At 66.0% G+C, this 12,781-nt stretch carries 7 protein-coding genes and 3 pseudogenes; 4 read left to right on the forward strand and 6 right to left on the reverse strand.

Features of this window, described 5'->3' with window-relative positions; all coding sequences use genetic code 11:
- The first annotated feature begins 5 nt into the window (after positions 1–5).
- Positions 6–671, forward strand: coding sequence for a VIT family protein (locus AAG816_RS22480; RefSeq protein ID WP_341991925.1), 666 nt, complete (start codon positions 6–8; stop codon positions 669–671).
- A 33-nt stretch (positions 672–704) separates the two neighbouring features.
- Here the strand turns inward: AAG816_RS22480 and AAG816_RS22485 are convergent, their stop codons facing one another.
- The 4 genes from AAG816_RS22485 to AAG816_RS22500 all read right to left on the reverse strand — a co-directional run bounded on the left by AAG816_RS22485 (position 705) and on the right by AAG816_RS22500 (position 8,340).
- Complete coding sequence (locus AAG816_RS22485) at positions 705–1,703, reverse strand: dihydroorotate dehydrogenase-like protein (RefSeq protein WP_341991926.1); 999 nt, start codon at positions 1,701–1,703, stop codon at positions 705–707.
- A 91-nt stretch (positions 1,704–1,794) separates the two neighbouring features.
- Positions 1,795–5,385, reverse strand: coding sequence for a pyruvate:ferredoxin (flavodoxin) oxidoreductase (gene nifJ / locus AAG816_RS22490; protein WP_341991927.1), 3,591 nt, complete (start codon positions 5,383–5,385; stop codon positions 1,795–1,797).
- Between the two features lie 16 nt (positions 5,386–5,401).
- Positions 5,402–7,054, reverse strand: a complete 1,653-nt coding sequence (locus tag AAG816_RS22495; protein ID WP_341991928.1) for an NAD(P)-binding protein — start codon at positions 7,052–7,054, stop codon at positions 5,402–5,404.
- Positions 7,051–8,340 (reverse strand): MFS transporter, encoded by a 1,290-nt coding sequence (locus AAG816_RS22500; protein ID WP_341991929.1) that lies wholly within the window; start codon positions 8,338–8,340, stop codon positions 7,051–7,053. The genes AAG816_RS22495 and AAG816_RS22500 overlap by 4 nt, the downstream gene beginning before the upstream one ends.
- A 333-nt stretch (positions 8,341–8,673) precedes the next feature.
- On the opposite strand from AAG816_RS22500, the gene AAG816_RS22505 reads away from it, so the two are divergent.
- A complete protein-coding gene (locus tag AAG816_RS22505) occupies positions 8,674–9,897 on the forward strand; it encodes an SbmA/BacA-like family transporter (RefSeq protein ID WP_341991930.1) in 1,224 nt (407 codons plus the stop codon).
- Positions 9,898–10,127: 230 nt separating this feature from the next.
- Positions 10,128–10,380, forward strand: a pseudogene (locus AAG816_RS22510) (hypothetical protein); the annotation flags it as partial.
- A gap of 73 nt (positions 10,381–10,453) precedes the next feature.
- Here AAG816_RS22510 and AAG816_RS22515 read toward each other — a convergent pair.
- Positions 10,454–10,850: pseudogene (locus AAG816_RS22515) on the reverse strand (ATP-binding protein); the annotation flags it as partial.
- Here AAG816_RS22515 and AAG816_RS22520 point away from each other — a divergent pair.
- Positions 10,845–10,986: pseudogene (locus AAG816_RS22520) on the forward strand (DUF932 domain-containing protein); the annotation flags it as partial. The pseudogenes AAG816_RS22515 and AAG816_RS22520 overlap by 6 nt on opposite strands.
- A gap of 513 nt (positions 10,987–11,499) precedes the next feature.
- Here AAG816_RS22520 and AAG816_RS22525 read toward each other — a convergent pair.
- Positions 11,500–12,717: a carboxymuconolactone decarboxylase family protein gene (locus AAG816_RS22525; RefSeq protein WP_341991950.1), complete on the reverse strand. Its 1,218-nt coding sequence runs from the start codon at positions 12,715–12,717 to the stop codon at positions 11,500–11,502.
- Positions 12,718–12,781: the final 64 nt, after the last annotated feature.

Here is a 12,781-nt window from a genome sequence, read left to right on the forward strand (position 1 = left end):
ACCGCATGGGGCGCAGCGGCTGGCTGCGGGCGGCGGTTCTGGGCGCCAATGACGGCATCCTGTCCACCTCAAGCCTGATCCTGGGGGTCGCGGCAGCGAACGGCACCCATGCCAGCATCCTCATCGCCGGGGTGGCCGGCCTTGTGGCCGGCGCCATGTCGATGGCGGCGGGGGAATATGTCTCGGTCCATTCACAGGAAGACACCGAGCAGGCGGATCTGGCGCTCGAACGCACCGAACTGCGCACCGACGATGTGGGTGAGCACGCCGAACTGGCCGCCATCTATGTGGACCGCGGCCTGGACGTGCCGCTCGCGCGGCAGGTGGCGGATCAATTGATGACCCACGACGCGCTCGGCGCTCACGCCCGCGACGAACTGGGCCTGTCCGAGGCCCTCAAGGCCCGCCCGATTCAGGCGGCTCTCGCCTCCGCGGGCACCTTCGCCGTGGGAGCGGCCCTGCCGCTCCTGGTCACGATCTTTGCACCCGAGCCACAGATGAGCACCCTGGTCTCCGGCGCGTCGCTGGTGTTCCTGGCGTTTCTCGGTGGCCTGGCGGCCTTTGTCGGCGGTGCGGGCGTGGTGGCGGGCGCCATCCGGGTCGCCTTCTGGGGGGCGGTTGCGATGGCCATCACCGCCGGCGTCGGCAATCTGGTCGGGTGGGTGATGTAACGGCTACGGTCTTCACGGGGGAAGCCTCCGGCGTCAGGCGTCCGCATAGCGCTCCAGGATGCGCAAATAGTTCGCGCGGGTGTAGAGGCTGCGGTCCGCGCTGCGGGCCCAACTCAGCATGCCGCGCATCTCGCAGAGGGAGGCGAACTCGCGCTCGTCCATCCAGTGCTTGAGGCCGGCCACCAGGGTCTTCATATAGCTTATGTCATGGCGGAGGAGAGCGGAGGTGGTCATCACCACGTCGGCCCCCGCCAGCAGGCACTTCACCACATCGGCGGAGGTGGTCACGCCGGTGGAGGTGGCCAGCGAGGCCGGGGTCCGCCCGGCCAGGATCGCGGTCCACAGCAGCGGCAGGCGGATTTCCGCGGGCTGGCTCAATTCCAGCACATCGGTCAGGCTGAGGTGCGCCACATCGATGTCCGGTTGCAGCAGTCGATTGAACAGGACCAGGCCGGATGCCCCGTGCGTCACCAGCGTGGTCGCGAAATTGCCGACGGAGCTGAGAAACGGCGTCAGCTTGATGGACACCGGCAGGTTCACCGTCGCGCAAACCGCATCGACGATCTCCAGATACCGGGCCTCGATGTCCTGACCGGTCTCCATGAGGTTGGTGGGCACATGGTACATGTTCAGTTCAAGCGCCGCGGCACCGGCCTTCTCCAGATGGCCGGCATAGTCCACCCAGCCCGCCAGGGAGGATCCGTTGAGGCTGGCAATCACCGGGATCTCCAGCGCCTCCGTGGCCCGCCGCACCAGATCCACATAGCGCTCCGGCCCGACGCCATAAGGGCCGGATGCGGCGCTGGGGAAATAGGTCAGGGCCTCCGGCGAGCTGTTGGCGTAGATCTGCCGATCGTCGATCGCCTGCGCTTCCGCCTCGATCTGCTCCTGGAACAGGGAGGGCAGGACGATGGCCGCTGCACCGGCATCTTCCAGCAACCGCAGATTATCCAGCTTCGCGCTCAAGGGCGAAGCCGAGGCCACCAGCGGGTTCGACAGATCAAGGCCGAGGTATTTTGTTTTCAAAGACATGTCGGCTCCTGATCGACCTTCGCTGGGGACTGGCAGATGCTGCGATCGGAGCTACTGCGACCTGCGCCGCCCGCACTCCGGAGCGCTTTGGCTAGGCCGGGATGACCGGCGCCGGCGTCGGGGCGTCGAGGGCAAAACGGCTGCCGTCGCGGGCCGCCAGATCCTCATATTGCCGATACTTCTCGCCCACGCTGGCCTGGGCCATGGCCAGCAGCCTGTCCGCCTCCACCGGATGGGTCTGGGACAGGGAGCGGTAGCGCAGCTCGTTATAGGCGTAGCTCTTCAGCGGGATGCGGGGACGCGGCGAATCCAGACGGAACGGGTTCTCCCCCACGGTCCGTATGGCGGGGTTGAAGCGGAACAGCGGCCAGTAGCCGCTGGCGGTGGCCAGATCCTGCTGCTTCATGCCGAACCGCATGTCGATGCCGTGGGCGATGCATTGGCTGTAGGCCAGGATCAGCGATGGCCCGGCATAGGCCTCCGCCTCGCGAAACGCCTGCAAGGTGTGCTGCGGGTTCGCCCCCATGGCCACCTGGGCCACATAGACATTGCCATAGGCGATGGCTTGCAGGGCGAGATCCTTGCGGGCGGTGCGCTTGCCGCCGGCGGCGAACTTGGCCACCGCCCCCAGCGGCGTCGCCTTGGAGGCCTGGCCGCCGGTGTTGGAATAGACCTCCGTATCCAGCACCAGAACATTCACATCCCGGCCGGTGGCGAGCACGTGGTCGAGGCCGCCATAGCCGATGTCATAGGCCCAGCCGTCACCACCCACGATCCAGATGCTGCGACGGATCAGATGGTCCGCCACCGAGAGCAGGTCGCGGGCCTGCGGCAGGTCCAGCGTGGCCAATCGGGTCTTCAATTGCGCCACCCGCCCGTGCTGGGCGCGGATTTCGCTTTCCGCCACCTGGGGCGCCTTGGCGATAGCCGCCGCCAGTTCCGCGCCGACATAGGGCGCGAGAGCCGCCAGCAGCGACAGGGCCAGATCCAGATGCTTGTCCGCCGCCAGCCGGAAGCCGAGGCCGAACTCCGCATTGTCCTCGAACAGCGAATTGGACCAGGCCGGCCCGCGCCCTTCGGCATTCTTGGTCCAGGGGGTCACCGGCAGATTGCCGCCATAGATGGAGGAGCATCCGGTGGCATTGGCCACCTGCAGCCGGTCGCCGAACAGCTGGCTCATGAGCTTGAGATAGGGCGTTTCCCCGCAGCCGGCGCAGGCGCCGGGAAACTCGAACAGCGGCTCCAGGAACTGCACCCCCTGCACGTCGCTGGCATTCACCCGCGCCCGGTCGTTGACCGGCAAGGTCTCGAAAAAGCTGATGTGGATCCGCTCCTGCGCCAGCAACGGCAATTTCTCGGCCATGTTGATGGCCTTGATGCCGGCTTCCTTCGGGCTAATGGCCGGGCAGGCTTCCACGCACAGGCCGCAGCCGGTGCAATCCTCCACATAGAATTGCAAGGTGAAGCGGGCTTCGGGAAAGCCGCGCGCATTCATCGGCGCCGACTTGAAATGGTCCGGTGCACCGACCAAGCGGACTTCATCATAATAGCGCGCCCGGATGACGCTGTGTGGGCACACAAAGCTGCACTGCCCGCACTGGATGCACAGATCCTCCCGCCACACCGGCACGGTGTCGGAAACGTTGCGCTTTTCATAAGATGCGGTGCCGGAGGGAAAGGTGCCGTCGGCGGGAATGAGGCTCACCGGGATCTCGTCGCCAAGGCCCGCGAACATGCGCGCGGTCACCTCACGCACGAAGTCCGAGGCATCGGCGGGCACCAGCGGCGGCATCTCGATGGTGCTGGTGAGGGTCGCCGGGATCTTGACCTCGAACAGATGTGCCAGCGCCGCATCCACCGCCGCATCATTCTTGTCCACCACGCTCTGGCCCTTGCGGGCGTAGGATTTGCGGATGGACGCCTTGATGTGGGTGATGGCCTCATCCCGCGGCAACACGCCGGAAAGGGCAAAGAAGCAGGTCTGGAGCACCGTATTGGCGCGCCCACCGAGGCCCGCCGCCTCGGCCACCGCCGTGGCGTCGATGGTGTAAACGCGCAGCTTCTTGTCGAGGATGGTCTGCTGCACCGGTCGGGGCAGCCGATCCCAGATGACATCGGCGGCATAGGGCGCATTGAGCAGGAAGATGGCGCCGGGCGCGGCGACGCGCAGCAGATCCTGGCGCTCCAGGAAGCCGAACTGATGGCAGGCGACGAAGCCCGCCTCCGCGATCAGATAGGGCGCGCGGATGGGATCGGGTCCGAAGCGCAGATGGGAAATGGTCTGGGCGCCGGACTTGTGGGAATCATAGACGAAATAGCCCTGGGCATAGAGGCCGGCATCCTCGGCGATGATCTTCACGCTGTTCTTGTTGGCGCCCACCGTGCCGTCCGCCCCCAGGCCATAAAACACCGCCCGGGTCACATCGGGCTTCTCGATCATGAAATCGGGATCGGTGGTCAGGCTGGTGCCGCTCACATCGTCGATGATGCCGAGGGTGAAGCCGGTGCGTGGAGCCTCCTGCTTCAGCTCATCGAAGGCCGCCTTGGCCATGGCCGGGGTGAAGTCCTTGGATGACAGGCCGAAACGGCCGCCGATCACCAGCGGCATGGTGGCCCGCTCGCCGCGCCCCACCGCGCCCGCGAGGCTCGCCACCACATCCAGGAACAAGGGCTCGCCGGTGGCTCCGGCCTCCTTGGTGCGGTCGAGCACCGCGATGCGCCGCACGCCGGCAGGCAAAGCGGCGAGCAGATGCTCCACGGCGAACGGCCGGAACAGCCGCACCTGGAGCACGCCGACGCGCTCGCCGCGCGCCCGCAGTTCGGTTGCGGCCTGACGCGCGGTCTCAGCGCCCGATCCCATGACAATGAGCACACACTCAGCTTCTGGATCGCCGTCATAATCGAACAGATGGTAGCTGCGCCCGGTCATGGCGGCGAAGCGTTGGAACGCTCCCTCCACAATCTCCGGCACCTTGGCGTAATAGGGGTTCACCGCTTCGCGCGCCTGGAAGAAGGTATCGGGGTTGTGCGCCGTGCCGCGGATGAAGGGATGCTCGGGGCTGAGGGCTCGGCCGCGGTGTGCACGCACCAGATCGTCGTCGATCATGGAGCGGATCTGGGCATCGCTGAGCAAGTCCAGGGTGTTGAGCTCGTGCGAGGTGCGAAAGCCATCGAAGAAATGTACGAAGGGAATGCGCGATTCCAGCGTCGCCACCTGGGCGATCAACGCAAAATCATGCGCCTCCTGCACCGAGGCGGAACACAGCAGCCCGAACCCGGTGGTGCGCACCGCCATCACGTCCGCATGATCGCCGAAGATGGACAGTGCCGAGGTGGCCAGCGAGCGCGAGGCCACATGGAACACCGTGGAGGTCAGTTCCCCGGCGATCTTGAACATGTTCGGCAGCATCAGCATCAGGCCCTGGGAGGCCGTGAACGTGGTGGTCAGCGCCCCCGATTGCAGCGCCCCATGCACTGCGCCGGCGGCGCCGCCTTCGCTCTGCATCTCCTGCACCACCGGGACGTTGCCCCAGATGTTGGCCAGGCCCTCGGACATCCACTGGTCAGCCAGTTCCGCCATGGTGGAGGACGGGGTGATGGGATAGATGGCGCAGACTTCATTGACCCGATAGGCCACATGCGCGGCGGCGGTGTTGCCGTCCATTATGGTTCGCGTGCTCATCAAAGCAGTCCTCAACTCAGGCGCGGAGCTGCGCGACGGCGGCGGTGGTTTCCGGCTGCATGTCGATGGCGTGGCAGGGGCATTGCTCGAAGCACACGGCGCAACCGGTGCACAGGGTCATGTCCACGCGGAAGCCCCGGCCTGGCCCGAGCTTGACGATGGCCTGTTCCGGGCAGGCGGCAAAGCAGATGTCGCATTCATAGCAATTGCCGCAGGACAGGCAGCGGCGCGCCTCATGCAGCGCGGCCGCGGCGCTGAGGCCGCCGGTGACTTCGGAAAATCCCGTACGCAGCGCGGCCGGCACTTCCGCCTGCCGCGCGGGCGCGGCATCCGTATAGACCGGCAGATGCAGGTCGGCGAAGCGTACCAGAGCATGGGCCGCGGCGGGCACATAGGCCTGATGGCGCAGCCAGCCGTCGATGTACCGGGCCGCCTTCTTGCCGTGGCCGGTGGCGGCGGTCACTGTGTGGGCGCCGGGGATGACGTCGCCACCGGCGAAGATGCCCGCATGGCCGGTCATCAGGTCCGGCCCCACCACCACCGCGCCATCGGGATGCAGGGCGATGCCCGGCACGTTCCGCAGAAAGGCGCTTTCCGCCCGCTGGCCGAGGGCCAGCACGACGCTGTCGGCGGCGAGGGTTTCAAACGTCCCGGTGGGTTGGGGCACGCCGGCGGCATCCAGCGCCATTACCTCCACCTGGATGGCGGCAGGATCGATCTGGCGGATGCTGCTCAGCCAGCGGAAGGTGACGCCTTCCGCCTGCGCCTCCTCCATCTCGAACCGCTCCGCCTCCATATGGGCGCGGTCGGAGAAGAACACGATCATGGCGTCTTCCGCGCCCAGCCGCCTGGCGGTGCGGGCCGCATCCATGGCGGTGTTGCCGGCGCCATAGATCACCACCCGGCGGCCCAGCTTCGGCGCGTCGCCGGCGCTCACCTCATGCAGCAGGCTGACGGCGGTGAGCACGCGGGCCGCATCCCGTGCGGGAATGTCGATGTGCCGTCCGGCCTGGGCACCGATGGCCACGAACACCGCATCGAAGCGCCCCGCCGCCTGTTCGGCGAGCACATCCGTCACGGGGTGATTGAGCACGATGCGCACGCCCATGGCTTCGATGCGCGCAATCTCCCCCATCAGCACATCCCGCGGCAAGCGGTAGGCGGGAATGCCGAACTGCAGCATGCCGCCGGGCAGCGGGCCGGCCTCGTGAATCTCCACCTGATGGCCGAGGCGGGTGAGGTGATAGGCCGCCGACAGGCCGCTCGGCCCCGCGCCCACCACCAGCACCCGCTTGCCGCTGGGCTTGGCATCCACCGGCAGGGTCCAATGCTCCGCCGCGGCAAGATCCCCGAGGAAGCGCTCCACCGCATGGATGCTCACCGTGCCGTCGAGATCGCCGCGGTTGCAGGACGTTTCGCACGGATGGTAGCAGACCCGCCCGTGCACCGCCGGCATGGGATTGTCGCGCACCAGATGCGACCACGCCTCATGGTCCTTGCCCGCTTGCGCCAGCGCCAGCCAGCCCTGGATATCCTCCCCGGCCGGACAGGCGTGATTGCAGGGCGGCAGATGGTCGGAATAGATCGGATGACTGCTGCGGGCGGGGCCGGTCATCCGCAGTTGGGTCAGGTCCACCGGCGGACTGATGTCGTGGAACGGCGGGCTCATGATGCGGCTTTCCAGACTGAGATGCCGCGCGCAGTGGGCTGGGCCGCGCTGCCGGTTTCCTTGAGAAAGAACGCCATCCCGATGGCCAGCAGGATGCCGGCAATGCCGGCGGCGCCCGAGATCTGGAACGCCCCGAGCGTCAGTCCGCCGCCGTCGGAGAGGTAGTACAGCAGCCAGCCATAGACCGGTGCCAGCAGAGCGCTGAGGGTGAAGACGAGGAAATTGATGGCGCCGGTGGCGCTGCCCTTCACCTCGTCCGGGTTCACCTCCTTGATGATCGCATAAGGGATCATGGCCGCACCGGAGCCGATGCCCAGCAGCAGCCCCATAGCGTAATGGGGCATGAGGGTCGGCAGATAGAGCGTGATGGAAGAGGCCAGCAGCATCACCACTGCGCCGCCGATCAGCACCGGCTTGCGGCGGCCGAGGCGATCGGCCAGATATCCTAGCAGCGGGCAGCCGATGACCCAGCCCAACGGCACCATGGTCGCGCGGTTCACCGCCTCAGTGTAATCTACGCCGAGACCATCCCGCAGGAACGGCACGCCCCAGATCATGTCGCCGATGGTGGTGGGCAGGAACAACAAGCCGGCGCAAAATCCGCACAAATAGGATTGCGGATTGGACAGGACCACCTTGTAGGGCGCGAACATGGACAGCAGCGAGGTGCCCCCCGCCTTGCGCTCATCATGCCCCGCGGGCGTGGCCAGGAAGATCAGCACGGCCAGCACCACCATGGCGACCCCGGACAACAGCCAGAATTGCTGCCAGGTGATGACGCCGTGGACCAGCGGCCCCACCGCGAACTGTCCGGCGGAGCCGCCCAGCATGCCGAAGCATTGGGTAAAGCCCACCGCTGTCGCCAGATAGGCGGCCCTCAGCCCATGGGTTGCCAGATAGACCGCACCGGTAAAGGCAAACGCCGAGCCCGCGCCTTGCAGCAGCCGACCGGCTTGCGCCCCACCGGACGAGCCAAGGCCGAACAGGATGGCGCCCGCCGCCGTCATCAGAATGCCGGCGGGAATGACATATTTCGGCCCGAGCCGATCAAGCGCGGCACCGGCGATGATCGCGAACGCCGAATATGTATAATAATACAAGCCGATCAGCGCACTGACGCCAAGCGCATTCAAGCCGAAGGCGCCGGTGAGCTCGGGGATCATGACACCGGGCGCAGACCGCAGGGCGTATTGCGCGAAGTAGAACAGCAGGCAGAAGCCCCAGGCGATCGCAAAGCCCATGCGCACCCGTGGCGTGGCGCCTTGGGCCACCGTATTGACGGACATATAACGGCCCTTTCGGAGAGGCAGCGTGCGACGCTCGCTCCTCGCATCCGAAATCATAGCCCGGCTCCCTTGCCTCGCTGCAGGTTCGGAAAATACTCAGAACCAGATCCGCCCAGAGCAGAAGCATCCGTGAAGTCCACAGTCTCGACGAAGCGCGGCAAACATGGGATGTTGTTCGAGCATCAGGCGCTGCGTCCTGCGGATCATTGATCATCTGATCAGGATTTGACTTGCCGTCGCAGTCCCAGCTGCACAGCCGGTGGCACGAGAACGCAAGACAGGTCCCGTCCGCGCTCCCAGATGACGTAGAGGCTTGGCGGTGGAGGCCATCTCATGGGCGAGGACGTACCCGCCCTCAAGCGGCGTAGAGTTGAGAACGCGACCACCGAGACGATCCGCGTCGCGGTACTGCTTGAGACACTGGCGCCGACGATCTTAAATGTGCCGACGGAACGACGCCTGATCCTGCGTTTCTGGAAAAGCGCCGGTGGCTTCTGGCGCGGAGAGACCGCACGGCAGGCCTGGCTGCTGGTGGCACTGCTCATCGCCACCATGCTGCTGCAGCTCCTGGTTCAGTATCACCTTAATTTTTGGAACCGCGACTTCTTCAACGCCATCGGCCGCCGTGATCAGGCGGAGCTTTGGGGGCAGGCTCTGCTTTTCGTGCCGTTGATCAGCGCCAGCCTTGTCCTGGCCGTCACATCGGTGTGGGGGCGTATGACCATTCAGCGCCAATGGCGGGCCTGGCTGAGCAACCACCTCTACGATCACTGGCTGGGCGAAGACCGTTACCGCCGCCTACGGTTCGTGCCCGGCGACCATCAGGCGCCGGAATATCGGATCGCGGAAGATGTGCGCGTGGCGACAGACCTCCCCATCGACCTTCTGCTCGGCCTGCTGTCCTCGATGCTCATCGCCATGACCTTCATCAGCATCCTGTGGTCCATCGGCGGCAGCATCGATATGCATGTCCTTGGTGTCGCCGTCGCCATCCCCGGCTATCTGGTGATGTCCGTCATCGCCTATTCGGTCGTGATCACGGCGGCGACCATGGGCATCAGCCGCCACCTCACACGGGTGATCGAGGTCAACAAACGGGCCGAAGCGGAGTTGCGCACCGTCGGTGCGCGCTTGCGGCAGGATGGCGAGTGTGAGGGGGGCCCTTCGATCATCGGCGCGCCGCGCGTCCTGATCGCGCTGGCACTGAAAGACGTGATCGTACGCTGGCGCGACCTGTGCTGGCAATTGATGCGGATGACCCTGGTCTCGCACAGCAATCTGCTTCTCACGCCCTTCATCGCGCTGCTGCTGTGCACACCGAAATATGTCGCGGGGAGCATGAGCCTCGGCGAGCTGATCCAAGCCGCAGCTGCTTTTGTGGTGGTCCAAGGTGCGTTCAACTGGATGACGGACAGCTATTCCCGGATCGCGGAGTGGGTCTCGTCCGCCAACCGCGTCGCCTCGCTCTTGCTCGCGCTCGACCAAGTTTCCGCCGAGGCCTACGGCGATCACGCACCCTTTTGCACATGTTCGGGTGTCCCGATTTGCGCACCGTAGCCGTGAGATTTGTCGCGTCCGCCCGCACACACGGACCGCGCAAGCCCATAAGGGGGAAGCACACTTCAAACTGCTGAAAAGCCCCTGCGCTTTCCGAGCCCGGCTGTCATACTTCGCTTCTTTCTCAAGGCGAGTGTTCCTGGCCAAAGAGTGAGAGCACCGGGGTGAGGCACTGACGGTTTGAGCACCGGGAGAGAGGCTTCCGGCGCCCGTCATGGAGAGTGATCCCCATGAATATGCAGGTTCTGAATGCCGGTCGCGACGCCAGTGGCGGCTACAGCGTGGATGTCACCCGCTGCGAGCGGCTGGCGCTGGTCCTGCCGGCAGCGGACGCACCGGTCGAGACGACCCTTTGGTCTTTCCGCCAACTCGCTGCCCCAGATCGGGGCGCCGGCCGCCTATCTGCGCCAGCTTCCCGCCGCGCTGGCCGGTATCAATCTGCAATATAGCCTGATCGCGCCCCGCGCCGAGCAGATCAAGACTGTCAGCGGGCTCCGAAGTCTCCCTGGATGTGGGCTTCCAAAATTCCCTACCCAGCAGGGTTGGGTTTCGGGGATCAGCCGACATCGTGGTCGGATTGGATCCTCCCTGGCGGGCGTCCGCAGCCTTTGGGCGCCGGTGGCGGCGTGATGAGGGCTTTCGAGCGAACATGCTCGGGAACGAGATCTGCATGCTGGCGCAGGCGGTAGCTTGAGCCCTCGATCTGGACGACCACCGGCGTGGTGCAACAGCCTGTCGAGTAGCGCGGTCGCGACGACGGGATTGCCGAAGACCTCGCCCTATTCGGCAAAGCCCCGGTTCGAGGTGAGGATCATGGCGCCCTTCTCGCAGCGGGCGTTGACGAGCTGGAAGAACAGATTGCCGCCGCCGGGCACGACCGGCAGATAGCCGATCTCGTCGACGACCAGCAGCGAGGCGCGGCAGAGATAGCGGATGCGCTCGCGCAGCTGGCCGAGGAATGGCGCAAGCCCGAAAGCATCTTTGACTTCGTGCAGGGCATCACCGCACTCGCGCGCGACAAGCCCCACCAGGGATGCCCGGCTCAACCTCGAGGGCCGGGCCAAGAAGCTGCTCGATCGGGCAGCTTGATTTCACCAAAGCCGGAGAGGCACGTCTGGCTATTCTGTTGTTGCCCCTGCGAATGCCTCTTTCGAAGCGCGGGCTTCCGCCTTCGTGACCTGGATCAACTGGTCGAGGTGATTGGGCGGGCCATACCGAGTGTAAAGCCTGAGCGATTTGTCGCCCGTGTTGATCAGGTTGTGCCGCGATCCAGCCGGCACCACGATGGCACTGTTCCCCGTCGTCCTTGCTGTCTTCACGGCGATGGGCGCGTGGCCCATCTCACAGGTGCGCGTTCTGACACGGCGCGCAAGTGCCATCGAATCTCTCGGGTCCGCGCCGCGCAGGACCATCACACACCGCGCTCGAACAGATGGCACGCTTGGGTGGGCCGTTGCTCCCGCTTGATGCGCACCAGCAAACTGGTCCGCACGTCGTGTTCGAGCCGGGCGACCTGCTGACTCACCAACGCCTGCGCGGGAAGCGAGCCCTCAACGGCGCCTTTAGCCCAGGGGGATGCTTCTCATAAGGGGTGGGCTCACCTTATTCATCTAGACCCTTCGCATCCGTCACCTTCTCCATCCAGGTGACCACCTTGCCGTCAAGTTCCTCGGCCACGGCCAGATGCGACATGGCCTGTTTGGCGCTGGCCCCGTGCCAGTGGCGCACATTTGGCGGAATCCAGACCAAATCGCCGGGCACCACCTCCTCCACCGGTCCGCCTTCCTTCTGAACCCGGCCACGCCCGGAAATGATGAAGAGGGTCTGGCCCAGCGGATGCGTGTGCCAGGCCGTGCGGGCGCCCGGTGCAAAGGTCACCGTCGCGCCGCTGACGCGCGCGGGGGCGTCGCCCTTGAAATTGCCGGAGACGCGGACACTGCCGGTGAAGTAGTGGGCCGGTCCCGGTACCGATGGTGCATCCTTGGCGCGCACGATCTTAAGCTCCCCAGCGGAGGCGGCAGGCGCGCCGGGCGCAGGCGCAGCAGCTTGAGCCGGTGCTCCGGCCCGGCTGTCGAACACGCGCTGCAAGACCGGCACAGCGGAAAAGGCGCGCGGCCAGCCGGCGTAAAAGGCAAGATGCGCGACCGTTTCCGCGACCTCGTCGCGCGTCAGCCCGCTGTCCATCGCCCGGTTGGCATGGAAGGGCAATTGCTCCGGTTGGCCGATGGCAATCAGCGCCGTGATGGTAATGAGGCTCCGGTCGCGGGCCGTGAGTTCCGAGCGCCGCCAGAGATCGCCGAACAGAACCCGGTTGGTCAGCTCGGCCAGTTCGGGCACGGTCGGTGCAACAGTGGCGGTGACGGTGGCGGAGCGGGCGGCCTCGGCGGCCCCATTCAGTTCGATCCGGGCGGCCGCGCTCGGGTCCACCGGGCCGATGCCGCGGTCGACATACACCCGCTGCACCTCGGTGACCGCCGAGAGCGCATTCGGCCAGCCGCTATAGAAGGCGAGATGGGTGATCACCTCGCCGATCTCCACCGGGGTTACTCCGGTATCGAGCGCGCGGGCGGTATGAACCCCGACTTCGGCGGTCTTACCGGTCGCGATCAGCGCGGCCAGCGTGACAAGGCTGCGATCACGCGGCTTGAGGGCATCCCGCACCCAGACCTCGCTGAACAGGACGCCATCCGTGAACTGCCCCAGACCCGGCGCGACCTGGTAGACGGCCTCCGGCGCAACGCGGGGGCGGCGCAGCTCTTCGGCAGCGACAGCGGTGGTGGCAAGCGCGGACAGGGCGAGGCTGGCAGCAAAATTATTCACAAGCGAACTCCTGGTTTTCAATGTCGTTTCCCCGCCCGAAGCATGCGGGCGGGGGCGCTGATGG

Source organism: Azorhizobium sp. AG788 (assembly GCF_943371865.1).
GTDB lineage: Bacteria > Pseudomonadota > Alphaproteobacteria > Rhizobiales > Xanthobacteraceae > Azorhizobium.

What these genes read in the sequence shown, in the direction of transcription:
- nifJ (WP_341991927.1), bottom strand. Translation starts at nt 5,385, where the DNA reads ATGAGCACGCGAACCATAATGGACGGCAACACCGCCGCCGCGCATGTG.
- AAG816_RS22505 (WP_341991930.1), top strand. Translation starts at nt 8,674, where the DNA reads ATGGGCGAGGACGTACCCGCCCTCAAGCGGCGTAGAGTTGAGAACGCG.
- AAG816_RS22480 (WP_341991925.1), top strand. Translation starts at nt 6, where the DNA reads ATGGGGCGCAGCGGCTGGCTGCGGGCGGCGGTTCTGGGCGCCAATGAC.
- AAG816_RS22500 (WP_341991929.1), bottom strand. Translation starts at nt 8,340, where the DNA reads ATGTCCGTCAATACGGTGGCCCAAGGCGCCACGCCACGGGTGCGCATG.
- AAG816_RS22485 (WP_341991926.1), bottom strand. Translation starts at nt 1,703, where the DNA reads ATGTCTTTGAAAACAAAATACCTCGGCCTTGATCTGTCGAACCCGCTG.
- AAG816_RS22495 (WP_341991928.1), bottom strand. Translation starts at nt 7,054, where the DNA reads ATGAGCCCGCCGTTCCACGACATCAGTCCGCCGGTGGACCTGACCCAA.